Annotated in this window: 24 protein-coding genes and 1 pseudogene; 5 read left to right on the forward strand and 20 right to left on the reverse strand. The window is 70.0% G+C overall.

Going from position 1 to position 23,942, the window contains the following annotated elements; genetic code table 11:
• Positions 1-98: 98 nt before the first annotated feature.
• The 5 genes from ACIRP2_RS12355 to ACIRP2_RS12375 all read right to left on the reverse strand — a co-directional run bounded on the left by ACIRP2_RS12355 (position 99) and on the right by ACIRP2_RS12375 (position 4,049).
• Positions 99-746 (reverse strand): pentapeptide repeat-containing protein, encoded by a 648-nt coding sequence (locus ACIRP2_RS12355; protein ID WP_404249103.1) that lies wholly within the window; start codon positions 744-746, stop codon positions 99-101.
• Entirely contained in the window at positions 727-2,658 is a 1,932-nt protein-coding gene (locus ACIRP2_RS12360) for a hypothetical protein (protein WP_404249105.1), read from the reverse strand. Before ACIRP2_RS12360 ends, ACIRP2_RS12355 begins: the two co-directional genes overlap by 20 nt.
• Before the next feature lie 63 nt (positions 2,659-2,721).
• On the reverse strand, positions 2,722-3,069 hold the full coding sequence (locus tag ACIRP2_RS12365) for a hypothetical protein (protein WP_404249107.1): 348 nt from the start codon (positions 3,067-3,069) through the stop codon (positions 2,722-2,724).
• On the reverse strand, positions 3,066-3,584 hold the full coding sequence (locus ACIRP2_RS12370) for a DUF6507 family protein (protein ID WP_404249109.1): 519 nt from the start codon (positions 3,582-3,584) through the stop codon (positions 3,066-3,068). The genes ACIRP2_RS12365 and ACIRP2_RS12370 overlap by 4 nt, the downstream gene beginning before the upstream one ends.
• A gap of 234 nt (positions 3,585-3,818) precedes the next feature.
• Positions 3,819-4,049, reverse strand: coding sequence for a hypothetical protein (locus tag ACIRP2_RS12375; protein WP_404249111.1), 231 nt, complete (start codon positions 4,047-4,049; stop codon positions 3,819-3,821).
• A gap of 131 nt (positions 4,050-4,180) precedes the next feature.
• On the opposite strand from ACIRP2_RS12375, the pseudogene ACIRP2_RS12380 reads away from it, so the two are divergent.
• Both ACIRP2_RS12380 and ACIRP2_RS12385 read left to right on the forward strand, forming a co-directional pair.
• A pseudogene (locus ACIRP2_RS12380) lies at positions 4,181-4,634 on the forward strand (site-specific integrase); the annotation flags it as partial.
• Between the two features lie 309 nt (positions 4,635-4,943).
• Positions 4,944-5,555, forward strand: coding sequence for a hypothetical protein (locus ACIRP2_RS12385; protein ID WP_404249113.1), 612 nt, complete (start codon positions 4,944-4,946; stop codon positions 5,553-5,555).
• Positions 5,556-5,613: 58 nt separating this feature from the next.
• On the opposite strand, the gene ACIRP2_RS12390 is transcribed toward ACIRP2_RS12385, so the two are convergent.
• From ACIRP2_RS12390 to ACIRP2_RS12405, 4 genes are all read right to left on the reverse strand, one after another.
• Entirely contained in the window at positions 5,614-6,597 is a 984-nt protein-coding gene (locus ACIRP2_RS12390) for an IS481 family transposase (RefSeq protein ID WP_404249115.1), read from the reverse strand.
• A gap of 113 nt (positions 6,598-6,710) precedes the next feature.
• Positions 6,711-7,583, reverse strand: coding sequence for an SDR family oxidoreductase (locus ACIRP2_RS12395; protein WP_404249117.1), 873 nt, complete (start codon positions 7,581-7,583; stop codon positions 6,711-6,713).
• A gap of 118 nt (positions 7,584-7,701) precedes the next feature.
• Positions 7,702-7,893: a hypothetical protein gene (locus ACIRP2_RS12400; protein ID WP_404249119.1), complete on the reverse strand. Its 192-nt coding sequence runs from the start codon at positions 7,891-7,893 to the stop codon at positions 7,702-7,704.
• The gene (locus tag ACIRP2_RS12405; RefSeq protein WP_404249121.1) at positions 7,886-8,554 is read right to left on the reverse strand and encodes a DsbA family protein; all 669 of its coding nucleotides are present in this window, start codon (positions 8,552-8,554) and stop codon (positions 7,886-7,888) included. Before ACIRP2_RS12405 ends, ACIRP2_RS12400 begins: the two co-directional genes overlap by 8 nt.
• A 94-nt stretch (positions 8,555-8,648) precedes the next feature.
• Between ACIRP2_RS12405 and ACIRP2_RS12410 the strand changes: the two genes are divergently transcribed.
• Positions 8,649-9,233, forward strand: a complete 585-nt coding sequence (locus ACIRP2_RS12410; RefSeq protein ID WP_404249123.1) for a TetR/AcrR family transcriptional regulator — start codon at positions 8,649-8,651, stop codon at positions 9,231-9,233.
• A gap of 107 nt (positions 9,234-9,340) precedes the next feature.
• Here ACIRP2_RS12410 and ACIRP2_RS12415 read toward each other — a convergent pair whose 3' ends face one another.
• On the reverse strand, positions 9,341-9,997 hold the full coding sequence (locus tag ACIRP2_RS12415; protein WP_404249125.1) for an FMN-dependent NADH-azoreductase: 657 nt from the start codon (positions 9,995-9,997) through the stop codon (positions 9,341-9,343).
• A 148-nt stretch (positions 9,998-10,145) separates the two neighbouring features.
• Between ACIRP2_RS12415 and ACIRP2_RS12420 the strand changes: the two genes are divergently transcribed.
• Complete coding sequence (locus ACIRP2_RS12420; protein WP_404249127.1) at positions 10,146-10,358, forward strand: hypothetical protein; 213 nt, start codon at positions 10,146-10,148, stop codon at positions 10,356-10,358.
• Here ACIRP2_RS12420 and ACIRP2_RS12425 read toward each other — a convergent pair.
• The 5 genes from ACIRP2_RS12425 to ACIRP2_RS12445 all read right to left on the reverse strand — a co-directional run bounded on the left by ACIRP2_RS12425 (position 10,355) and on the right by ACIRP2_RS12445 (position 16,487).
• Positions 10,355-11,542 carry an NlpC/P60 family protein gene (locus ACIRP2_RS12425; protein WP_404249129.1) on the reverse strand — a complete coding sequence of 396 codons (1,188 nt, stop codon included), beginning with the start codon at positions 11,540-11,542 and terminating at the stop codon, positions 10,355-10,357. The genes ACIRP2_RS12420 and ACIRP2_RS12425 overlap by 4 nt on opposite strands.
• A 251-nt stretch (positions 11,543-11,793) precedes the next feature.
• Positions 11,794-14,370, reverse strand: a complete 2,577-nt coding sequence (locus ACIRP2_RS12430) for a PQQ-binding-like beta-propeller repeat protein (protein ID WP_404249131.1) — start codon at positions 14,368-14,370, stop codon at positions 11,794-11,796.
• A 92-nt stretch (positions 14,371-14,462) separates the two neighbouring features.
• On the reverse strand, positions 14,463-14,729 hold the full coding sequence (locus ACIRP2_RS12435; protein ID WP_404249133.1) for a hypothetical protein: 267 nt from the start codon (positions 14,727-14,729) through the stop codon (positions 14,463-14,465).
• A gap of 17 nt (positions 14,730-14,746) precedes the next feature.
• Positions 14,747-15,496, reverse strand: a complete 750-nt coding sequence (locus ACIRP2_RS12440; RefSeq protein ID WP_404249135.1) for a TetR/AcrR family transcriptional regulator — start codon at positions 15,494-15,496, stop codon at positions 14,747-14,749.
• A gap of 55 nt (positions 15,497-15,551) precedes the next feature.
• Positions 15,552-16,487 (reverse strand): diiron oxygenase, encoded by a 936-nt coding sequence (locus ACIRP2_RS12445; protein ID WP_404249137.1) that lies wholly within the window; start codon positions 16,485-16,487, stop codon positions 15,552-15,554.
• 178 nt (positions 16,488-16,665) lie between these two features.
• On the opposite strand from ACIRP2_RS12445, the gene ACIRP2_RS12450 reads away from it, so the two are divergent.
• A complete protein-coding gene (locus tag ACIRP2_RS12450) occupies positions 16,666-17,787 on the forward strand; it encodes a ferritin-like domain-containing protein (RefSeq protein WP_404249139.1) in 1,122 nt (373 codons plus the stop codon).
• 206 nt (positions 17,788-17,993) lie between these two features.
• Here the strand turns inward: ACIRP2_RS12450 and ACIRP2_RS12455 are convergent, their stop codons facing one another.
• The 5 genes from ACIRP2_RS12455 to ACIRP2_RS12475 all read right to left on the reverse strand — a co-directional run bounded on the left by ACIRP2_RS12455 (position 17,994) and on the right by ACIRP2_RS12475 (position 23,911).
• Complete coding sequence (locus ACIRP2_RS12455) at positions 17,994-18,476, reverse strand: DUF3291 domain-containing protein (RefSeq protein ID WP_404249141.1); 483 nt, start codon at positions 18,474-18,476, stop codon at positions 17,994-17,996.
• On the reverse strand, positions 18,473-19,540 hold the full coding sequence (locus ACIRP2_RS12460) for an amidase family protein (protein ID WP_404249143.1): 1,068 nt from the start codon (positions 19,538-19,540) through the stop codon (positions 18,473-18,475). The genes ACIRP2_RS12455 and ACIRP2_RS12460 overlap by 4 nt, the downstream gene beginning before the upstream one ends.
• Positions 19,541-19,544: 4 nt before the next feature.
• A complete protein-coding gene (locus ACIRP2_RS12465; protein WP_404249145.1) occupies positions 19,545-21,002 on the reverse strand; it encodes a peptidoglycan D,D-transpeptidase FtsI family protein in 1,458 nt (485 codons plus the stop codon).
• A gap of 97 nt (positions 21,003-21,099) precedes the next feature.
• A complete protein-coding gene (locus tag ACIRP2_RS12470; RefSeq protein WP_404249147.1) occupies positions 21,100-22,479 on the reverse strand; it encodes an FtsW/RodA/SpoVE family cell cycle protein in 1,380 nt (459 codons plus the stop codon).
• Positions 22,480-22,597: 118 nt separating this feature from the next.
• Positions 22,598-23,911, reverse strand: coding sequence for an ATP-binding protein (locus tag ACIRP2_RS12475; RefSeq protein ID WP_404249488.1), 1,314 nt, complete (start codon positions 23,909-23,911; stop codon positions 22,598-22,600).
• Positions 23,912-23,942: the final 31 nt, after the last annotated feature.

The following is a 23,942-nucleotide window of genomic DNA, read 5'->3' on the forward strand; positions in this document are numbered from 1 at the left end:
CGCGCTGGTCCCACTGAACTTGTCCTGGGCGGAGTGCCGAGTGCGGAACACTGTGCGGATCTCCTGCCTGGCTCCGCCGCGAACTTCGGGCCATGGCGCTACTGCGGTGTGCGGTACGGAGGAATCACCTGCACTTGGCCACCTCGCTCAGCGATCCATGCCTCTAGCTGTGAGCCGGCCAGCTCATGGCACGATTCGCCACTGAAGACGGTGATCGGACCGAAAACGGTGCCGGTCAGGCCACGCACCACTGTGGTGTCGTCGACAGTGACCTTGAAGGTGTTCTGGAACAGGACGGCGTCGGTCAGATCCGCACCCCTCATATTGACGCCGAAGAGCGAGGCCCCCATGATCCGCGTTCCTCTGAGGCTCGCTCCCGACGCATCAACCCCTTGCAACGAAGCCTTGGTCATGTCGGCATCGTCGAGCCGCGCCGACCGTAGTACGGCCCCGTCAAGATTCGCCCTGACGAGGTCGGCACCGGTCAGATCCGCACCGGTGAGGTCCGCTGACTGAAGGTCGGCGCGGTAGAAAGTCGCTCCCGCAAGTCGCACGCCCGCCAGGACCGCCTGGGTGAACCATGCCTTCGTGAAGTCGCCGCCCGAGAGGTCGGCGCCCCGGAAGTCCTGCTCGATACCGAAGAGGCTGTAGCCCTCCTCAGTAGCCCATTCACGCAACTGACGTGTTGCTTCAGGATCGGCCGGGAAAGCGGTTGGCTTCCAGCCTTTACGGGTACCAGATGACATGATCTCCCCAACCGTGGCCTTCAACGATGCTCTTTATGCTGTCGATTGCCGCTTGATCCGCGTTCCGGACGTCAACAATGACGACGCGATGCTTTTCGACAATCTGCTCCGTAAACGTATTGACCCAGGTCTGGACATGTTTAGCCGGGTTGTAAGCACCAGGAAAAGGGCGGGCGAGCATGTCCGGATTGCGCACATTGTTAAATGGGGGCCAGAATGAATGGACACCCTTGATGTCATAATACTTACCGGTGGTCTCGGAATAGAACTCACCCATATCGGCTTCCTCCGGGCGGCGGATGTCCGCCGGGAGACGCCCCTGCTCCCGCAGGTCGAGGCCGACCCGGGCCTCGTCCATCGAATCGTCGGTGATCTTACCTCTGTGATCCGGGTCGTGCTTCAGGTGGTCGAATTCTTCCGAAGCCCGCTTCTCCACATCTTCCAGATGACCCCAGTGCCCGGACCGCTCCTCAGCCGTCAACTCTGGAACCGGCTCGTTCACACGGTCGCCGGGCGTCGTGCCCGTCTCGCCCGAGGTATCCGATGGCCCGGCTCCCTCGTGCGCCTGCGTCTCTCCGCCGGACGGGTGCTTCTCCACCTGACCCTCGGCGCCATTACTGGATTCATGATGGGTGGAACCGGACGCGTTGTTGCCGTAAGGCCCACTGCCGTCATGGGTGCTATCCGAGGGACCGCTGGCGCCGGTGCCCGAAGTGTCGCCGTGACCGCCACTGCCGGACGGCGTGTGGGACCCGCCACCATCTGACGGCGTGTGCGAACCCGCACCCCTGGGCGAGCCGCCACCGGTCGTCGGGTGGTCCGCGGCGTGGCCGCCCGTGGGCGCTGTGTGGTGCGTGCCACCGTCACCCGGCGGGTGGGAACCACCGCCCGGGTGCGCCGAGCCGGTCGGGTGGCCCGCCGCGTTCTCCGCGTGGCTGGGTCCGCCCGCGCCCTCGAGCACCTTCTTCTCGCCGGGGGTGGTCTCGTGCGTGTTGGGCAGGTCGTCCTTGTGCGGCTCCCGGACGGGTTGGGTATCGGGAACGACGTTGCCGTGCTCGTCCCTGATGTACGCGTCATCGCCGATGATGCGCTTGTTGCCCGCGTGGTCGACGTATTCATGGCCGGAGGGCGCGTCCACCCCACCTGGGTGGGGCGGGGCCGCGATGGGCGCGTTGTGGGCCATGTCGTCGATACCGGCCTGGCTGGCCTTGAGGCCTTCCATGAAGTCGCCGACCTTCAGCTTGGTGACACCCGCCGCCTTGCCGAGGTAACTCATCGGATCGACGAGTGCGCCCGCCTTGCCCAGCACGGTCGCGGCCTCCGCGCCCACACCCAGCTTTCCGGCCTTGCCGAGCTTGAGCAACGAGCCCGAGCCGAGCGTCGCACCGTTGAAAAGCACCGCCCCGAACGCCCGCGAGGGATCCTTGTCCCACTCGTCCCACGCGACCAGCGACTTACCGAAGTTACGCAGAGCCGCCTTCTGCTGTTCACGGTCACTGTGGTCGACCGGGCCGAACATCTTGTCCATCGCCCAGTCGTACGGCGTGATGAGATAGGCGCTGATCCCGCCGAAGACACTACCGATGCCCGACCAGGTCTCCTGGAAATTGTCCCAGTCGAACACGTTGACCATGCTGCCCAGGCCCTTGATCGTGCCCCAGACACCGTCGACGAAGAACCCCTTCAGTCCACCGCCGACATGGCCCTTCGTCCACTCCCACGCAGCCCGAAGTCCCGTGTATTCACGCTCATCGGCCGTCCCCCAAGGCGTTTCCCTGGCATCCTTGACGTCACTTTCCTTGAAGCCATACATGCCGGCCTTATGTGAACCGTCATCAACAACGAAGCGCGTGCCACCCACCAATGAAGTAATCTTGTTGGCCGCATCACGTTCAACGCCCTGGAACGCCACCCATGTCGTACCGACCTCACGGACAAGACGCGCGTTCTCGTCGATCTTGTCCTGGTCCTTCTGTCAGTCGTCGTCTTCCTTGTTCTCCGTGACGAATTTCTCCGCGTCCTGGCGGAGCTCCTTCATTTTGTTCACCAGTGGACGGGCGGTCGATGCGAACTCCGTCAACGCACCACTGACGGACTCCAGCTTTTTCGCGAACCCATCCGCCTTGTCCCGCACCGGTATTGTCGAATTGAGCAACTCTTCCTGCTCGGGAGCGTCATAGACCGCGTCCAAGGCTTGGAAAGCATTGTGAGTGTCCTTGCCCGTATCACGAATGCTGGAGGCAGTCGTCTTCAGTGAATTCGCCTGCGTCTCCAAGGCCTCCAGATCGCCCGTGAAGGTCGGTATCTTCTCCAGGTCAATCACTTCTTGAGACCCTTCAGCTCTTCCGGAGTCGGAGCCTTGGAGTACTCCTTTTGCTTGTTCCTCGCCATCTCCAGGTCGCCCTTGATGTACTCCTCAGTGGCCAGGCGCGCCCCGGTGATGGACTTCCCCGTCCGGGCAGGAAGATACTTCAAGTCGCCGTTCGTATGGTTCTGGAACTCCTGCAACGCCTGAGCCACGGGACCGAACGCACCCCCCTTGGGGATTTCGGTCCCGCCCAGAACCATCGTTCCTGCACACGTCGCGGCGCCCAACAGGCCCTCGCCGTACGATGTGAACTCTTCCTCGAACTCGCTGCCGACCTCGGCTGTCCTGCTCAGGACTCCACGAACGCCATCCGGCTTGATGTCCCACTTGGGCACGGTCCCCCCGTTCCGTAAACGTCTCTTCCAGTGGCCCGGCGTCAGCCGGATGGCCTCGACGGCGGCCGTGGCCCTGGCCGGCGCCTGGTGCGCTGTGCCGTTGTTCTTCTCCAACGTCGAGCGCGCGATGGTCAAGCGGACCTCAGTCGCCACCTCGTGTGGGTCATAAGTCCCGTCAACACCGCGTGGTCAAAATGAACTTGACGAGCTCGACACCGTCACTTCTCAGAGTCCGCCGCTCGATCACCATGGCCTGCACCGGTGTGCCATGTCTATCAATAGCGCATTACCACTTGCAAAGTGGATAGGGGTACGTCCACGTACCTTTCGCCGGGCCAGTGGTATTCATCATGGAATCAGCCACCGCTGTCACGTGTTTGCGACAAAGTGCGGCTCGGTCACGATAGATGAGCAGCCGTGCCCGGCAGGGATGATATGGAAGTCGACCTCGCCGGTGAGTCGACCCATGCCCTTGGCCAGGTCCTGGTCCGCCACCTTGATGAAGTCTTGGGCTGGCGGCGGCTGATGGGCTACTTCCGCGCCTACGGGCCGATGCGCCCCGAGGGCCGCAGGCGGCCTGCGCCAGAGTTCGGTGCTCACGCCCCCGCTCACCGGACGGTTCGCCAAGGCTGCCCCGGGACTGAACATGGGATCGCCGTGGCGAGGGCGACACCAAGCCGACAGTGGATATCCTCGCGATCCACTTTCCGGCCATCCTCCGCATGGAGCTCAACGTGCCGCTACCCGGCCTCGTGGCCGACGCTCTCAAGGCACACATGAAGCAAACGCACCGGTCGAGATCACCTTGCCTTGGCGGCGCGCTGACGGCCCGAAGGTGGCCAGGCGTCTGATCTTCACCGCGCGGATGGGTAACAACGTATGGCGCACCTCGCTCAACGAAACCGCGTGGAAGCCCGCGCTCGTGGCGGCCGGAGTCATCCCGGAGCTGAAATGAGGGAGGGTAGCTATGCCGCGGCGTGGGAGCATGGCGTGCACGCGCTCAGGCACTTCTACGCGTCGGCTCTCCTCGACGGCGGGGAGAACATCAAGGCGGTGAGTGAGTACCTGGGGCACAGCGATCCGGCCATGACGCTGTGGATGAACGCCCGCCTGATGCCGAGTAGCCGGGAGGGCACGCGCAAGGCCATCGCGACGGCCTGCAGCAGGGGCCTGATTCGGGGCTGACGGCCCACGGGCGGCCCACGGGATGCCAGGAACCGCCCATCTGAGGAGAGTTCGCGGGTGGGGGGCTTGTGGCGTGTGTGGCTTACTTGCCCGACCCGGAGAAGACCAACGCGTACCTGGCCGAGGTGTCGGGCGCCGCGTAACCGTCCGACCTGCGAAGCAGCGGTCGACGTCGGGGAGCATCGGTGTCCGTGGGCCGTCCTGCGACGGCCCACGGACCCGGTGAGGACGTCAAGTCCGTTGCTGATGGGGCGCGTTACGGCACCGCCGCGTACCGCGCGGCCGTCCCGGCAATATCACCGCTCCGACATGACCAGGACAACCACGGCCAGGGTGGGCGGCATGCAGGAGATCAGGGTTCCTGACGACAACACGACGGAGATGATGCGTTCTGCCGCTCGCACCCGCGACCGGGGCTCGCCCCGGCACGCAGCCGGTGCCCGGGAACACCCCGGCTCCTGGGGACGGGCGCTGGTCACGGGGTTCTTCGCCGTTCTGCTCGGCGGCCTCACCACTTGGAGGCTGGTCGCCGCCCGGGACGACCTCATCGCGCCCCTCGTCTTCGCCTTCGGCTACATCCTCACCCTGATGCTGGTGTGGGCCGCCGCAAGGCAGAAGCCGGGCCCGACCCGCCCGGCGCAGTGGATCGCCGTGTACGACGCCGGACTGGTGTACTGCGTGGAGGGCGCCGGACAGGCGCCGGCGCTGGCGTGGGACGAGATCGAATGGGCCGAGCACAAGGTCGTCGAGGCGAAGGGCCGGCTCGGCAAGACATTCCGCATCGTGCACTCCCTGACGGTGCGGCCCCTGCCGAACCCCGTGCGGCACGGATCGATCGTCCTGCCGGGAGGTTTTCCGCGGGCGGAGACGATCGGCGTCTTCGTGACCGACCGGGTGCGGGTGTGCCGGGGCCACTCCTGATCGCGGTCCCGGCTGTCATGCGGAACGGGCGCCCCGAGCGCCCGTTCCGCGGGCCGTCCTAGGTGTATTGACCCGCAGGGTTGTTGACGCGACTGATGGGTGGTCGGCCATCCAGTGCGGTGTGGCACCGGTGGTAGTTGTAGGTATGGAGGAAGTCCGCCAGGGCCTCGGTGCGTTCGGCGTTGTTGGAGTACGGGCGCACGTACGCCCATTCGTCGAGCAGGGTGCGGTTCAGGCGCTCGACTTTGCCGTTCGTCTGCGGGCGGTACGGCCGCGTGCGCTTGTGGACGATCCCGGCGGCGGCGAGTGTCTGGGCGAACAGCCGGGATCTGTAGCAGGAGCCGTTGTCGGTGAGGACGCGTTCGACGGTGATGCCGTGCGCGGAGAAGAAGGCATTCGCTCGCTCCCAGAAGGAGGCCGCTGTCTCCTTTCGTTCGTTGGCCAGGACCTCGCTGTACGCGAGCCGGGAGTGGTCGTCGACGGCGGTGTGGACGAAGCTGTAGCCGATCACGGGACTGCCGCCCTTGCGTGCGTCGGTCGTGGCCTGCCGGTTGGAGGCGGCCTGCTGGCGGGGCATGATCCGATGGCCTCCGCCGTCGGGGATGTTGCCGAGCTTTTTGATGTCGACGTGGACCAGTTCGCCGGGACGCTCGCGCTCGTAGCGGCGGATGACCTGGCCGGTTGGGCGGTCCATCCATCGCAGACGGTTCATCTGGTGGCGGGTCAGGACGCGGTGGACCGTCGAGGCGGGGATGTCCAGGATCGGGCCGATCCGGGCGGGCCCCAGCTTGCGCTCGCGCCGTAGCTCGCAGATCCGGTGCTCGGTGGCTTCGGGGGTGCGGTGTGGAGTGGTCCCGGGGCGGCTGGAGCGGTCGTGGAGGCCCGCGTCGCCTTCGTCCCGCCAGCGCCTCACCCACTTGTAGGCGGTGGCGCGGGAGATTCCCATTTCGTCGGCGACGTGGGCGACGGGCCTGCCAGCCCGGACGCGGTCGACCAGGAGTCGTCTGCCGTGGATGGTCAATCTGGCGTTCGGGTGTGGCACGGGAAACCTCTGCTGTGGTGCGGTCCTGGCTGGACGAGGACGGCGACGGCCGGGGCACTGGGCGGGTACGCCCAGCCCCCCGGCCGTCGCCGTCGTAGGTGGTGGCGGTTCGGTCAGAGGCCGAGGACCTCGTTGAGGCCGTCGGCGAGGGTGGCGGGGGTGCGGCCGAGGAGGGCGGCGAGGTCGGAGGTGACGATGTCATAGCGGCCCTCGCGCATGTCGGTGACGAACGCGGACAGGACGTTCACGCCGGGCTCGGGGACGCCGGCGGCGCGGAGCGTGTCCTGGAAGGCGTGGGGTTCGGGGCTGCTGAACGGGACGGTCTTGCCGGTCTGCCGGGACAGGGTGTCGGCGATGTCCTTGAAGGTCACGGACTGAGGCGCGGTGAGGTGGTAGGTCGCGTTCGTGGGGGCGTCCTTGAGCAGGACGTTGGCGGCGGCCTCGCCCATCTCCCGGCGCAGCGCGAAGGGGATCTTGCCGTCGCCGGCGGGGAGGTGGATGCCGTGGTCGAGGAGAGATGGGCCGCTGAAGACGGGCAGGACGTCGAGGTACATGGTGTTGCGCAGGATCGTGTAGCCAACGCCGCTGTTCTTGAGGTGGTCCTCGGTGCGGAAGTGCGCCTGGAGCATGGGGCTCATGGGGGAGGCTTCGGTGTCCTTGACCGCGGTGCCGGTGTAGACGAGGTGCTCGACGCCGGCGTGCCGGGCGGCGTCGATGACGCCTGCGTGCTGTTCGAAGAGGCGGCCGTGGTCGTTGGAGGAGACCAGCAGCACCTTGGTGACGCCGTGCATCGCCGTGCGCAGTGCGTCGGTGTCGTCGTAAGAGGCGACGCGGATCTCGGCGCCCTTCTCCTTGAGCGCGGTGGCCTTGGCGGGGTCGCGGACGAGGGCGGCGACCTGGCCGGGCGCTGTCTTGGTGATCAGGTGGTCGATGGCCGCGGTGCCGAGCTGTCCGGTCGCGCCGGTGACGAGGATCTTGTTGTTCATGCGGGTAGTGGCTCCTTGCCGTGAGGGGTTGCGTGAGGTGAGGGGGTGGCTGTCCCGGGCGGGCGGGGCAGCGGAGGAAGGGGGTGCCGGTGGTGCCCCGGGCGGGGCCGGCGGCTGATCAGCCGCTGGCTGGAAGGCCGGCGGTTTCTCCGTCGGAGGGTGCGGCGGTGCCGGGGTTCTCGCCCGGGGCGGCGTCGGTGGCCGGGGTGGTGGGGACGGCGCAGACGCCGGTGGCCGGGTCGCACAGGCCCTCGGCCTCGCCGTCGAGGAACGCCACGAGTACGGGAGTGGCGGGTGCGGGGTCAGCCATGGATCTGCTCCCACGCCTTGTCGAGGGCGGCCGTGTACTGGGCGGTGCTGACGGCGCCGGGGATGCCGAGGCGCTCGCCGAGCACGGTGAAGGGGACGCCGGTGGCGCCCAGGCGCACGGCCTGGTCGTGGTCGGCGCGTACCGCGTCGGCGTAGCGGTCGGTGGCCAGGACCTCGCGGACGGCGTCGGTGGGGATGCCGAGGTCTTCGCCGAGCCGGACGAGGGTGTCGGGGGCGAAAGCGGCGTCGTTGCCGCTGAAGACCTGTGCCTGCATGGCGCGCAGGTAGTCGAAGGCGACGCCGTGCTCGTTGCCGAGGTGGATCAGGCGCAGCATGGCCAGGGTGTTGCTCGCCGGGCGGTCGACCTCGTAGCGGAGGCCCTCGGCCGCGGCCTTGTCGGCCATGCCCTGTTCCATCGCACGGGCCTGCGCGGGGGCCGCCCCGTACTTGGCGGCCAGGTAGTCCAGCGTCGGCACGACGGTGGCCGGGGCCTTGGGGTCGAGCTGGAAGGTGTGCACCCTCAGCTCGATGTGATCGGCGTGCGGGGAGGTCTCAATCGCCTGGCTGAGCCGCTGCTCGCCCAGGTAGCACCAGGGGCAGAGCACGTCCGCCCAGACGTCGACCGTCAGGCGGGTGGGGTTCGGGGCTGTAGTCGGATTCATGAAGGGGCCGCCCTCCGGTGGTAAGTTGAGTAGTGCCTCAAGATGAACCGTAACACTTAACTTGAGGGTACACTCAAGATGTGAGGGAGCAGACATGGCGGAACAGGCGAAGACGATGCGGCGCGACGCGCGGGACAACGTGGCCAAGCTGCGCGCCGCCGCACTGGAGGTCTTCTCGACCAAGGGGCTCGGTGCCCCGCTGGAGGAGATCGCGAAGGCTGCCGGAGTGAGCGTCGGCACCCTCTACAACCGCTTCGGGACCCGCGAGGCCCTGATCGACTCGGTCATCCCCGAGATCGCGGGCAACAGGCTCAAGGAACTGGGCGGAAAGGTGGCGGCCAAGGCGACGGCGCGCGAGCGGTTGGAGACCTTCGCCCACGGCATGATCGACCTCCAGCGCGACGACCCCGCGCTCAACGACGCGATCCTGCGGCGCTTCCCCGGGGCCACCGCCCTGGTCGAGACCTGCGCGGTCTCCTCCTCCCTCGGCCACGACCTGGTCGCCCAGGCCCACAAGGAAGGCTCCCTCGACCCGGACTTCACCGGCGAGGACCTGTTCTGCCTGCTGTGGATGGCCGGCACCGCCAACCGCGAAGCCGCCGCACCCACCGGGTGGCGGGGCGTCCTGATGCGCTCCCTGAACTCCGCATGGATCGACCCGGCCACGGAAGCCCCCTGAGACGCAGCGCTCCCGACCAAGGGCACGGCGAACGAAAAGGGTTCGGCCCCCGCTTCACGCGGGGGCCGAACCCTTTCGCCTCCCCGGCCGCGCCGGAGAGGGTCAGCTCACGCGGCCTCGGCCGCCTGGGCGGCCAGCTCCTTGCCCCTCAGGGCCGCCCGGCTGTGCGCGAGTTCGCGGGACGCCTCGAACAGCGGCAGCAGCTCGGCCATCTTCGGATCCACCGGAGCACCCGTCAGCTCGGGCACGATGAAGTCGACCTCCATGCCCAGCATCATGCTAAACACCCCCTCAAGGTAGTTCTGCACGTAGTCGAAGCCGTCCCGGGGCGTCCCCGGACCGTAGGCGCCGCCCCGGCTGGCGATCACCGTCACCGGCTTGCCCGCGACCGTCGCCGCCCCCATCGCGGTCCGCCCCATCAGCACCACGTTGTCGATCCACGCCTTCAGACTGGAGGGCGCCGACAGGTTGTACATCGGCGCACCGACCAGCACCGCGTCGGCCGCCTCCAACTCCTCGATCAGCTCCCGCCGCTCGGCGAACGCCGCGGCCTGCTCTGCCGTGTGCGCGGCCGGGTCGACGTACCCCGCGTGCTGCGCGGCGGCGTCGATGTGCGACACCGGCGACACCGCCAGGTCGCGGTAGACGATCCGCCCCTGCGGGTGCTGCTCCAGCCACGCCTTGCGGAAGGTCTCCGCGACCTGCCGCGACGCGGACTCGGCAACGGGAAGGACGGAGGAATCTATGTGCAGAAGGGTAGCCACGGAAGGTCTCCTTGCGGTTCGGCGGGATGTCCTGCAACTCGGGCCACCTAAGTTGAGGGCGGCCTCAAATTCAAGGTAACAAAACTTGAGGGCACCATCAAGTTATCCGTGGGTGGAGGCTGCCAATGGCGACGAGGGCGCGTGGACGATGCGGAAGGTTGCTGGCTTCCTCCGCACCGCCGCCCCGGGAACCACCGAGCGGACCGCGCTCGACCAGGCGGCCATGCGGCGCAGCCAGACCGACACCCTGTGGGTCACCGCCGTCCCCGCGGAACGACCACCCCTCCATCCAGCAGCCAGTCGCACATCACCGCTCGGGCCGGTCTCCACTGTCAGCAACGTCCGTGGGCAATACACCTAGGCCTGGGGCGCCGACGACGAGCTGTAGCCCGCGTCCGGGCCGGCGGACGCGCTCTGCGGGAGCTGCGGCAGCTGGTACACGGAGAGCGGCTCGCTCCGCGGATCCGGCCGTACGGCGCCCAGCAGCGGATTCGACGCCACGGGCGAGACCTTCACCCGGGTGCCGGGCCGGGGTGCCTGTACCACCAGGCCGTTGCCGATGTACAGCGCCACATGGGTGGCCTTCGGGAAGTAGATCACCAGGTCACCGGGGCGCAGCGCGTTCAGCGGCACCTTCGGCAGCTGCCGCCACTGCTCCTGCGAGGTCCGGGGAATGACCCGGCCGGCCTTCGCCCAGGCCTGCGAGGTGAGTCCCGAGCAGTCGAACGAGTTCGGTCCCTCCGCGCCCCACACGTACGGTTTCCCGATCTGCCGGACGACGTACTTCACCGCCGCGCCGCCCGCCTCGGACGGCGGCCGGGTCGAGGACAGGGCGCCGGAGGCGACCAGGGTGCGCTGAGCCTTCGCCATGCCCTGCTGCTCCAGCCGGGACAGCTCGGCGAGCTGCGCGGCGGTGAGCGTGGCCAGTTTCGCCTCCACCGTCCTGAGCCGCGACCGGACGTCGTCGCGCTGCTTCCTCTGCCGAGCTGCCAGGACCTGCTGCCGGTCCAGTACCTTGCGGGATTCGACCGCCAGGTCGTGGGCGCGTTTCTCGGCGCCGGTGAGTCTCTTCACGGTCGCCGCCCGCTCGGCCGCCGCACGCCGCAGGACATGCTCCTGGTCCAGGAGGTGTTCGGGATCGCGGGCGAGCAGCAGCTGCATGTACGAGGAGAAGTCGGACCGCCCCTGGTACTGCTCCCGGGCCAGCTGTCCCGCCTCGTCGTGGCTGTCGGACAGCGCGACCCGGGCGGCGGCCAGGGAGGCGTCGAGCCGCTTCGCCTCCGCCCTGCGCTTCTTCAGCTCCGCCGCGGTCCCGTTGTACGTCTCGGTCGCCTCCTCGGCCTGCTGGTACAGCTTCTGGAGCTGGGTCAGCAGCTGGGTGACGCTCTTGTTCACGGCCGCGGTCGTCGGGGCCGGGGCGGCGGGCGGCTGCGCGGTGCCGCTCTTCGCGGGGTCCGGGACCACCGGCGCGGCGGCTGCCTGCGGGGCTACGAGGAGCGTGGCCAGGGCCGCGGTGCAGACCGCACACAGGACTCTGCCTGACACGACATCACCTCCGTCGACGGGGCGAACCACGGAATACCCCAAAAGTGAGCGCAACGGAACAATACGGTCACCCGGTGTCAGGAGATGCAAGAACCGTGCGGTGTGGCGGCCTGCAGGTTCGCCCGGAAGGCGGTGGGCGCATGCGGTCCCAGGGGTCTCGGGCAGGGACCGCCCCTCTTTCGGATCGGACCGGACCGGGTCACGTCGAACCCGGCCGGACCGGAGCGAACCGAAGCGGAACGGGGCAGTCCTCAGGCCACCGGGAACGCGTAGAAGATCCGGTCGCGCCGGACGACGACCGTCCGCCCCGTCGCCAGCACCCGGTACGGCGCGGTGACCGTGGGCCCCTTCGGGTCCTGGGAACCGATGTCCTGGAACTTCCACAGCCGCCGCCCGTCCTCCGCGGCGAACGCGGTCACCTGGGCCGTGTCCGCGGCCAGCAGCGTCTTTCCGGACGCGCTGAGTGTCACCGCGGGGGCGACGGCGCCGGGTGCCGCCTCCGTCGAGCGCCGCCAGCGCAGCCGCCCCGTCTCCCGCTCGACCGCCCCCACCTCCTGGTTGCGGTTGGTGGTGTGCAGCAGGCTTCCGGAGACGACGGAGGTCCCGTACGCGGTCCCGGTGGTTCCGTTCACCGTCCACTTCGGCTTGCCCTCCGGGAGTTCGAAGGCCTGGAGGTCGTCGCCCACCGCCGCGTACACGAGGCCACGGTCGTCACCCATCGCCGCGCCGTCGGGCGCGACCGTGCCGAACGGCCTGCTCCACAGCAGCTTCCCGGTCTTCCGGTCGAAGCCCCGGAAGACGGCTTTCCCCTTCGCGGACTTCACGTCGCCGGAGGTGAGGGTGGCCGGGCTCTGACGTACGACGAGGTCGTCCCGCCCGGCCGCGATCAGCCGGTAGACGGGGGCGGCGGGGCCTCGTCCGGTGGGCACGGGGGTCCGCCACAGCTCCTTGCGCCGCAGGATGTCGTAGGCGAAGAGATAGGACCTGACCGCCTTCTGGTCCTTGCCGCGTTTCTTGCCCTTCTTCGGGGGCGGGGCCTTGACGGTGACTTCGTCGGAGCCGGTGAACCAGACCACCGGTCCCGAGCCGCCGACGATCTCCGCCACCGCGAGATCCGACACCCCGGTGAACTGGTCCGCGTAGCCGACCCGGTGGGCCACCTTGCCGTCCTTCGGCGACAGCCACAGGAACTCGGACGGACCGGCGACGAAGCAGAGGTCCTTCCCGGCCGGCAGTGCGGCCTGTCCCTCGGCGGCGTCGGCGTTCTCCCAGACCCGCCGCCCGGTGCGCAGATCGATGCCGCAGGCCCCGTTCTCGCCGGTCAGCACGAGCAGCCGGTCGTTCCAGAGGGCGGCGGTCAGCGGTGACGGTTCGGCCGCCGGGTGCGTGTACACCCAGCGCGGCCGCGGGGGCAGTCCCGCGACGGCGGGGCCGCTGCGGCTCGGCGCGGGCTCGGGGTCGTCCGTGGTGCCGCCGTCCCCGGACCCGAACGCGAGCGCCCCGCCTGCGCCGACGACCAGCCCCGCGGCCCCGGCGGCGAGCCCGATGAACAGCCCGCGCCGGTCGACGGCCGGGGAGGGGGAGGGCGCGGGACGTACGGGGACCGGCAGCGGTACCGGGGGGAGGACGGCGGGGAGCGCGGCAGGGGGGTCGGCGGGCGTGCCCGCGCCGGGTCCGGTGAGCTCGCGCGGAACGGACAGCTGGGTCGTGGGCCGGTCGGTCCTCGATGCTCGGCGTCCGACGTCCCCGAGCTGCGTGGTACGGGTGTCCTGGGCGGGGAGGGGCTCCACGGCCGGGCCGGCCGTCGCGTCCGAGGGCGTGGTGACGGGAGCGTCGGCCGGCTCACCGGCCGGGGCGGCGTCCTCGGGGCCGTCGACGGCCGCGTCGGCCGGTCCGCGCACCGGCGCGTCGACCGGGCGACCGGAAGAGACCAACTTCCCCGCCTGTAGCCCCTGTTCCTTCACCGCTGCCGCCACCTGCCCGGGCAGCCAGCCGCCCTTCGCCGAACCCGCTGCTCCCTCCAGGGCGAGTTCCGCCGCGACCGTCCCCGCGGTCGGCCGGTCGGCCGGGTCCTTCGCCAGGCAGCGCGCGATCAGGCCGCGCAATTGCGCCGGTACCGCACCGAGTTCGGGATCGGTGCGGGCGATCCGCTCGGCGCCCTCCGCGGCCGGCCCGTCGGCCAGCGGGGTCGTGCCGGTCGCCGCGTACGCCAGCAGCAGGCCCAGTACGAAGAGATCGGAGGCCGTCCCGGGTTCCTCGCCCTCGACCTGTTCCGGGGTGAGATAGCCGAGCCGTACGGACAACTGCCCACCGGGCCGGGCCTCGGCGGCGGCTGCGGCGCCCAGCGGGCCGAACGCGGTGAGCCGCGGCCCGTCCTCGGCCAGCAGCACCGTCCCCGGGGCGAGGCCCTGGAGCACGGCTCCGGTGGCGTGCACCCGGGAGAGCGCCTCGGCGATGCCCGCGCCCAGTATCCGTACGGCACGCTCGGGGAGCGGACCCGTGACCTCGATCGCCTCGGAGAGCGTCAGGGCGGGGGCGTAGGGGACGGCCGTCCACGGCGGGACGTCGTCCGAGTCCTCGGCAAAGGCTCCCAGCGGTGGCTGGACCCAGCCGCCCGCCAGCCGCTCCGCGGTGCGGGCCTCCGCCTGGAAACGGCGCCGGAAGGCGGGCAGCGCGGCGAGTCCGGGACGGGCGGCGGTCACCACCACGGGTCTGTCGTCGGCCGGGTCGTGTGCGAGGAACTGCACGGCGCTCGCGGTCTCGCGGAACCGCGCCAGTACGGCGTACGGACCGATGCGGCGTGGATCGTCCTGACGCAGCGCCTCCATGGCGCACCCCCTTGCTGACCGTGCCCGGCACCAGAGCGTCGATCTTAGACCGGTCGGCCCGGCCTGCCTCGCGGCCGCGCGGGTCCGCGCCCTCAATCCGGCTTCGACCAGGGCCACTTGGGGCTGTGCCGCTCACGGCCCCCGGGGGCGTACTCGTACACCCAGCCGCGCGGGAGACCCAGCCGCTTGGAGTGACCGGTCGGAACCCTGCGGTACGCGTACACCGTTGCGGGTCCGCCGTCGGCGGCCGGTACCGGGACCTCGTACCACTTGGGCGGATGGCCGGTCGGCCCGACGAGGACGGGCAGGACCCGCCCGTCCAGGGGGCCGCCGGTGAAGGGGGTGTTCTCGCTTCGCACCGTCCCAGTCTGACCGATCAGTCCCCGGGCAGCAGATGGGCCGCTCCGCCGACCACCGGGATCAGCCGCTCCGCCAGCCGTCCGGCCGGGCCCGCGGCGGTCTCCAACGGCAGCAGCTCCGTGACCGTCGAGGCGGTCTCCGGGTCCGTCGCCGCCGTGGCGGCCAGCAGCACGATCAGCTGGTCGACCAGCCAGTCGCGCAGATCGGACGCGGCCGGCCGCTTCCCCTCGTCCAGCCAGATGAGGGAAGCCGCCTCGACGGCCGCGATCCAGGTGCGCACCATCATCCGCAGCCGGGGCCCGGGAACCGTGCCGTCCCGGCCCAGGTGCAGCAGGATCTGCTCGGCCGCCGCCCGCCGTACCTCGTCGACGATCGCCGTCGTACGGGAGGTCTCGACGACACTGCCGCCGCGCAGCAGTGCGCTGAACCCGGCGTCGTGCTCGTCGACGAAGGCGAGATAGCGGTCGAGCACCCGCTGCACCCGCTCGGTCGGCGGTCCCGTCGGCGGCTCGTTGAAACACAGGATCAGCTCCTCGGCGGCGGACCGGAGCGCGGCCTCGTACAACTGCTGCCGCCCGCCGGGGAAGTAGCGGTAGACGAGCGGGCGGGAGACTCCGGCGACCGTCGCCACCTCGTCGAGCGAGACCTCGTCGGGGGCCCGGTGGGCGAAGAGGGTGAGCGCCGCACCGAGGAGCTGGGTGCGGCGTTCCTCGACGCTGAGCCTTCGGTAGGCGCGGGTCGGCGGGGCTGTGGCGGCGGAGGTCATGTGTCGAAGCCTAAGCCGGACGGGCCCCGGGGGAGCTCGGCCTCCGGCGGCGGGTTCAGGCCAGCAGGCCCGAGCTCTTCCACAGCCTGCGTCCCACCCCGTTGAGCACCCCGATGTCGTCGAGGAAGTCCGTCAGCCGCTTCGCGCCGCTCTGCATCACTTCCGCCCGGTGGCCGCTCGCCCTGACCTGGGCGACGGCCTCGCGCCGGTCCAGGCCGACGTTCTCGTAGGCCTGCGGATTGATGAAGCAGACGCTGAAGACCCGGGCCGCCTCGCCGCAGCTCACCCGGGTGAGTTCACGCTCCCAGCGAGGGGCGGTCACCATCTGGCGGCGCAGCTCCTCACGGGCGTACCGGACGTGCCGGGCCTCCTCGACGACATGGATGCGGGTCACCCCGCGCACCAGCGTCTGGACGCGCTCGTCCGGGAACGTCAGCCGCTGCATCCAGTCGAGGATCTCCTCGCCGAGCAGGGTCGCCGCGAACGAACCGGGCGTGGTGGAGATGGTCTTCAGTACGCGTGCGAGGTTGTGATAGACGCGCGGCACGGGGTAGTCGGGTGCCCGGCTCCACTTGATCATGCGGCCGAACATCATCGAGTGCCGGCACTCGTCGGCTATCTCGGTGAGCGCGTAACGCACGTGGTTGCTGGTCGGCGGCTTGTCGTAGATGTGCCGGACCAGCAGCTGCATGAGGATGATCTCGAACCAGATGCCCAGTGAGGCCAGTGACGCCGCCTCGTGCCTGGACAGGTCCATCCGCTGCTCCTCGGACATCTTCCGCCACAGCGGGGTGTCGTAGAGCGAGACGAGCTCGGGCGGCCAGAACCACTTGCCGTCCTCGATCGCCGCCTCCCAGTCGAGTTCCTTGTCCGGGTCGAACGAGTGCTTGGCCGAGGATTCGAGCAGCCGCTCGGCGATCTGTTCGCGGTCCCGGAGCGGGCCGAGTGCGTCGCGGAGCAAGCGCACGTCGCGTTCGGACACTGTCGTCATGGCTGGGGGCACCTCACATGTGGGTTACCTGCGGTCACCTCTTATGAGACTGCTCGTCAGCAAGGCCGTCAATCCCTTGCGCGCTACTTGTTGACCCGGTGTCTAGCAACGTGTGAACCTGCCAACTGAGGCAACCGCCGCGGAACTTATCGGAGCACGCAAGGCGAAGGAGCCGTCCGTGTCGACACACGACCTCTACACCACCGCCCCCGACACGCCGCTGTGGCAGGTGCCCGCCTCCGGCGCCGCCCGCTTCAGCTGGGACTACGACGACGGCCGCGAACGCCTGCTCGCTCTCTACCAGAAGGGCAAGGACAAGCAGTGGGACGGCAACAAGCGCATCGACTGGTCCCTCGAGGTCGACCCCGCCGACCCGCTCGGCACCCCCGACGAGGTCCTCACCCTGTACGACACCCCGCACTGGGCGAAGATGACCGAGAAGGACCGGGGCGAGCTGCGCAAGCACTACACGGCCTGGCAGTTCAGCCAGTTCCTCCACGGTGAGCAGGGCGCCATGGTCTGCGCGGCCAGGATCGTGGAGTCCGTGCCCGACCTGGACGCGAAGTTCTACTCCGCGACCCAGACCATGGACGAGGCCCGGCACGCGGAGATATACGGCCGGTTCCTGCACGAGAAGGTCGGGATGCTCTACCCGATCAACGACAACCTCCAGGGGCTGCTCGGCGACACCCTGCGCGATTCCCGCTGGGACATGCCGTACCTCGGCATGCAGGTGCTCATCGAAGGACTCGCCCTGGCCGCGTTCGGCATGATCCGCGACACGACGAACAAGCCGCTGCCCAAGCAGATCCTGGCGTACGTCATGCAGGACGAGGCCCGGCACGTCGCCTTCGGGCGGATGGCGCTGCGGGACTACTACAAGCAGCTGAGCGACGCCGAACTGCGCGAACGCGAGGAGTTCGTCATCGAGGGCTGCTACCTGATGCGGGACCGGCTCCGGGGCGTCGAGGTGCTGGAGAACTTCGGCATCGGCAGGCAGGAGGCCGACGCCCTCTCGGAGCAGTCGCCGTTCCTGCAGCTCTTCCGCAAGCTGCTGTTCAGCCGGATCGTGCCGTGCGTCAAGGACATCGGCCTGTGGGGCGAACGGCTCCAGAAGGCCTACGTCGACATGGGTGTCTTCGAGCTCGGCGACTCCAGCCTGGACCTGCTCATGGCCCAGGACGAGGAGACCGCCGAGCAACTCGACCGCGACCGGTTCGCGGCCGAGGAGCGGGCCAGGGTGGCCGAGGTCGAAGAGGCGATCGCGCAGGGCGGAACGGAGGGCCCGCCGGCGCAATGAGGCGGCGGGCGCGGCCGCCGGGGGAGGCGGAGGGCGACGGGGTGCCGGCGCGGCGGCTGCGACGCCGCGCCGGTGAACCGTGGCGTCAGGGCTTTCGTGGCCGGTGCCGTTCGCCCTGCTCGTCCCGCCCGCCAGGCCCGCCACGGCCCGTGTCGTTCGCCGAGGCCGGTGCGCCCGTCACGACCGGTACCGATCGCCGTGCCCGGTCAACCCGTGGCGAGAGGAGCCGGGAAGGACTTTCGCAGAGTGAACGCCCGCTCCGTGGGGCCGTGTTCGCGCAGATGGAGCAGGCGTTCCTCGGCGTCCTGCACCGTCGGGCGCTCGCCCGCCGGTACCCACCACAGGGCCGTCATCGCCTCCTCCACACGCTCGAACCACTCGCGCCGCCGCGCCAGCAGTTCGCGGTGCTGCCCCTGGTACATGAACGCCGTCAGCGCGTCGGTGTCCCGCCACACCGACATGTTCACGATCAGCCGGCTGTCTCCGAAGACCGGAACGTCGGTGGCGTTGCCGGTCTCGCTCTGCAGCCGCCAGACGAAACCGGCCGCCTCGTCGGCGACCGCGTTCACGGGGTCGAGGGCGTCGACGAAGTCCTTCAGTTCGGGGGAGTCCAGGGGGAATCTGAGTCGGGCCGTGTTCACCTGGGCCAGTTCATGGCCGGTGCCGGTCGGCCGGTCGCTGAATGTCATGGCCGCACGGTAACCAGGGCGCTCTCCACCGCACGGGCCATTCCGAGCAGCGAGACGTCCGACCCGCGCTCCGCGACCAGCTGGAGTCCGACCGGGCAGCCGTCCGACGTGAATCCCGCGGGCACGCTCGCGGCGGGATGTCCGCTGAGGTTGAACGCCCAGGTCAGCGCGGTCGAGTAGAGCTCGCCCGGACCGTCGTGCCCATGCGGGCGGTTGGGGGTGGCCGGGGTGAGCAGCAGGGGCGTACGGGCGAACAGGGCGTCGAGGCGCAGGTCGTTCTCGCGTCGGAGCTCCGAGGCGGCCGGGGACGGCTCCCCGCCACGGACCGCCTGCCACGCCTCTCGCGGATCGAGCAGCTCGCACGTACGGTCCACGAGCCGCACCACCTGGGCCGTCACGAGCCGCCGCACCGCACGTCGGACGACGGCCCCGACCTCCGGGTCGACCTGCGCGTACCCCAGGTCGGGGCTGAACACGGCAGGGATGGGAAGAACCGCGGTCGCCGGTTCGCAGCCGTCCAGCACGCAGCGCAGGAACGTCTGGGCGTGCACCGCCGAACGGGCCAGCACCCCGGCGGACGCGAGCCCGGACCGGTCGGGCGACGGCAGCAGGCCGTTCGTCGTCTTCAGGCCGAACACCCCGCACCACGCCGCCGGAATCCGGACCGACCCCGCCCCGTCGCTGCCGGTCGCCAGGTCCACCAGGTCCGCCGCGACCGCCACCGCCGAACCCGCCGAGGAGCCGCCCGGGGTGCGGTCGGGGCGCCAAGGGTTGACCGTTGGGCCATGGGCGCCCAGCCCCCACGTCTGCCAGGGCGTACCGGGTCCGGGCACCGAGGTCGCGCCGACCGGGAGGCCACCGGCGGCGATCAGCCGCCGGGCCGTGTACGAACGGATGCCGGCAGGTCCCTTGACCGCGAACGGCATTCCGCCCAGCGGGAGCCGGCGCGCGGATTCGGCCCCCGCGGCCACCCTCGCGTGCCACACCTCGATGAACGCGCACAGGCGCGGATCCTCCCGGTCGATCCGTTCCAGCGCCGAGGCCGCCCCACCCGCATCCGTCACGCGCTCAGCCTCCCAGAGCCGCCCGCATGACGGAACGGGCGATCGGGGCCGCGCTGCCACCGCCGCTGATGTCGGCCCGGTCGGCGGCGGCGTCCTCGACCACCACGGCGACCGCGACGGCCGGCTGCCCCGAATCCGGCGCCTGCGCCCAGGAGATGAACCAGGCGTACGGCATGCCCGAGTTGTCGATGCCGTGCTGCGCTGTGCCGGTCTTGCCGCCGACCGTCACCCCGTCGATGGCGGCGTTGGACCCGGTGCCCCGCTCCACGACGTCGACCATCATCCTCCGCAGCTGCGAGGCCGTCCGCGGGTCCATGGCCCGGTGGTAGGTGTGCGAGCCTTCGCGGTGGACGGTCGAGCCTCCTCGTGTGGTCGTACGGTCCACCAGATGCGGGTACTTGAGGTCGCCGCCGTTCGCCACGGCCGACGCCACCATCGCCATCTGGAGCGGTGTCGCCGTCGTGTCGAACTGGCCGATCGAGGAGAGCGCCAGCTGGTCGTCCGACATGCGTGTGTCGAAATTGCTCTTCGCCACTCCCGAAGGGATCTTCAGCCCGGTGTCGTTGAAGCCGAACTTCCGCACCGCGTCCACCATGCCCTTCAGCCCGACCCGCACCCCCAGTTCCGCCATCACCGTGTTGCAGGAGACCCGGATCGCCTCGGCGAGCGGGGCGTTCTCGCAGCCTTCCGCCTCGTTCGGCAGCGTGGTCGTCGTGCCCGGCAGCACATAGGGGGACGGGGTGTCGGTCTCGGCGTCGGGATCGGTGACGACGCCCGCGTCGAGCGCCGCCGCCGCGGTCACGATCTTGAAGGTGGAGCCCGGCGGATAGGTCTGCCGGATCGCCCGGTCGAGCATGGGCTGGCTCCTGTCCGCGTTCAGCCTCCGCCAGGCGTCGGTCACGGAGGAACCGGTGCCGGAGAGCAGTCCGGGATCGTACGAGGGGGACGAGACCAGCGCCAGGATCCGGCCGGTCGACGGTTCGACGGCGGCGACCGCGCCCCGTCGCCCGCCGAGCCCCTCGTAGGCGGCACGCTGCACCGTGTCCTTGATGGTCGTGACGACATCGCCGCCGGGCTGCCGGCCGCGGGTGATCTCGTTCCACAGCGGGAGTGGGGCGAGCATCGGGTCGGTGCCGGAGAGGATGTCGTCCTCGGCGTGCTCGATCAGGGTCGTGCCGTACGTCTGCGAGGCGTAGCCGGTCACCGGCGCGTACAGCGGGCCGTCCTTGTACGTGCGCTCGTAGGCGAGCTGCTCACCGGTGTTCTCGGAACCGGTCACGGACTTGCCGCCGACCAGGATGTTGCCGCGCGGCTGGTGGTAACGGGCGATCGTGAGGCGGCGGTTGGCCGGATTGTCGTCCAGACTGTCGGCCTCGAAGACCTGGATGCGCGCGGCGTTCAGCAGCAGTGCGACGAGAAGCAGCAGAAGGAGCGCGGCGGCCCGGCGGATGTAGCGGATCACGGTCTGACCTCCGGGGCCGGCGGCATGTGGGGTGTCACGGCCCGCGGGTACGGCGGCACCGTCCGGCGGTGCGTGCGCGCGGTTCGCGGGTACGGGGTCACGGCCCGTCCTCCACCATCGATGCGACGGTTCCGGTCTCCACATGTTCGGGGTGCGGTCTGCGGGCCTGGTCGCTGACCCGGATCAGCAGCGCCACGATGATCCAGTTGGTGACGACGGACGAACCGCCCTGGGCGAGGAACGGCATCGCCATGCCGGTCAGCGGGATCAGCCCCATCACCCCTCCCGCGATCACGAACACCTGGAGGGCCAGGATCGAGGCGAGACCGATCGAGAGCAGCCGTCCGAAGGGGTCGCGCAGGGCGAGGCCGGCCCGGTAGCCGCGGGCGACCAGCAGCGCGTACAGCAGGAAGATCGCGGTCAGCCCGGTCAGCCCGAGCTCCTCGCCCGCGGTCGCCAGAATGAAGTCGGACTTGGCGGCGAAGCCGATGAGGATGGAGTGCCCGAGCCCGAGCCCGGTGCCGAGCATCCCGCCCGCTGCGAACGCGAACAGCGACTGGGCCAGCTGGCCGGGGCCCTGACCCGCCTCGATGGTGGCGAACGGGTCGAGCCAGTCCTGGACCCGGCTGTGCACATGCGGTTCGAAGGAGCCGACCACGAACGCGCCGACGGCGGCGAGCAGCAGGCCGACCGCGATCCAGCCGGTCCGGCCGGTCGCCACGTACAGCATGATCACGAAGAGGCCGAAGAACAGCAGTGACGTGCCCAGATCGCGCTCCAGGACCAGCACGCCCACGCTGATCAGCCAGATCGCCACGATCGGGCCGAGCACCCGCCCGGTGGGGAGCTGGAGCTTCCAGATCCTGCGGCCGGTGTAGGCGAGGGCGTGGCGGTTCGCGGCGAGATACGCGGCGAAGAACACGGCGAGCAGGATCTTGGCGAACTCGCCCGGCTGGAAGGAGAGACCGCCGACCCGGATCCAGATCTTGGCACCGTTCACCGCGGGGAAGAAGATCGGCACGATCATCAGGACCAGGGCGGCGGCGACCGAGAGATAGGCGTACCGCTGGAGCACCCGGTGGTCGCGGAGGAAGACGACCACCCCGATGAAGAGCGCCACCCCGAGCGTGGACCAGACCAGCTGGGTGGGGGCCGCCTGGTCCTTCGGGGTCTCCAGATCGAGCCGGTAGATCAGCACCAGTCCGAGGCCGTTGAGCAGTACGGCGATGGGCAGCAGCAGTGGATCGGCGTACGGGGCCCGGAAGCGGACCGCGAGATGGGCCAGCAGGGCGAGCAGCCCGAGGCCCGCGCCGTATCCGGCCACATCGGGCGGGACCGTGCCGTTCCTGGCCAGGCCGACGGCGGTGTAGCCGTAGACCGGGACGAGGACGGCCCCGATGAGGAGCAGGAGCTCGACTCCGCGCCGCTTGGGCAGGCGTGGATCGGGCGGGGGTGCGTCCGCCGTCGTTGCGGTCATGTCCCGCAACGTAGCAAGAGGTGGTGTCTATTTCCCTTATGTCATAGCGGGTATGTCCTGATATCCGTACAGGCGCGCCCGGCGTCCGGTATCGGCGCGGTGCGGCGCCGAGGCACCGTCACTCCTCCTGACGCGGAGAGGAATCCGGATCGTCGTGGCTCCGGGGGCCCCCGTCGTCGAGCGGTACGTACTCGGGGAGCGTCAGCCGCGCCACCGCTCCGCCGTCCGGGGCGTTGGAGAAGTCGAGACCGGCGCCGATCTCCGCCGCCTGCCCGACGGCGATGGTCAGTCCGAGACCGTGTCCCCGGCCGCCCTCGGTACGGAACCGCTGCGGACCGTCCTCCAGCAGATAGTCCGGGAAGCCGGGCCCGTGATCGCGTACGGTCACCGTCGGCCCGTCGACCGTCACCACCACCGGGGGCAGGCCGTGCTTGTGGGCGTTGGTGATCAGATTTCCCAGCACCCGCTCCAGGCGGCGCTTGTCGGTCTCGACCCGCACGGGCGCGTGCGGACCTTCCCGGCCGACCTCCACGGAACGGATCGTGGTCTTCGTCCCGAAAGCGTGCACCACGCGCTCGACGAGCGGCGCCAGCTCGTGCACGTCGAGATCGACCTGTTCCGTGCGGGCGTCGAGCCGCGAGATCTCCAGCAGGTCCTCCGTCAGTGCCCGCATCGCCCGGACCCGGTCCCGCACCAGCTCCGACGGCCGCCCCGGCGGAAGCAGTTCGGCGGCGGCCGAGAGACCGGTCAGCGGAGTGCGGAGCTCGTGCGCCACATCGGCGGTGAACCGCTGCTCCGTCTGCAGCTTGCGCTGGAGCGTGGACGCCATCGTGTCCAGTGCGCCCGCGACGACCGCCACCTCGTCCTGCGGGCGCGAGGGGTCCGCCGTGCGCGGGTCGTCGACGCGGGCGTCGAGGTCGCCCGCGCTGATCCGGCCGGCCACCAGGGCCGTCTGGTGCAGCCTCCGGGTGACCCGGGTGACGGCGAGCGCGCCGACCAGCAGCGTGGCGCCGGTGGCCAGCAGGGAGGAACCGACGATCGCCCCGTCGAGATCGTTGATCGTGCGGGCGCTCTGGCTGTAGTCCACCGCCGTGGCCAGCGCGCGGCCGTCGGCCGGAGCCGCCGCCCACATGGCCGGACGCCCGTCGTGATAGGCGACGAGCGTGCCGCGTCGGCCGCCCACGGCCAGTGCGCGCAGGGACTCGGGCAGCCCCGGCGGATCGATGCCGGAACCCGGTGGGAGCGCCTCGCCCGTCTCGTACGCGACGGTGACGTCCGCCAGCCGCGACAGCGCCTTCTCGCGGGCCTGGCTGACGGTCTGGTGTGTCACCTCGCCGTGGACCAGCACGCTCAGCAGCGCGGCGAGGGCGCAGCACATCACGGTGATGAAGACGGCCGACTTCCAGGTGAGCGTCGCGGTCCAGGACGGCATGCGCGGCCCGCGCCGCGCCGTCCCGTGGCGG

Source organism: Streptomyces sp. NPDC101194, assembly GCF_044767885.1.
Taxonomy (GTDB): Bacteria; Actinomycetota; Actinomycetes; order Streptomycetales; family Streptomycetaceae; genus Streptomyces.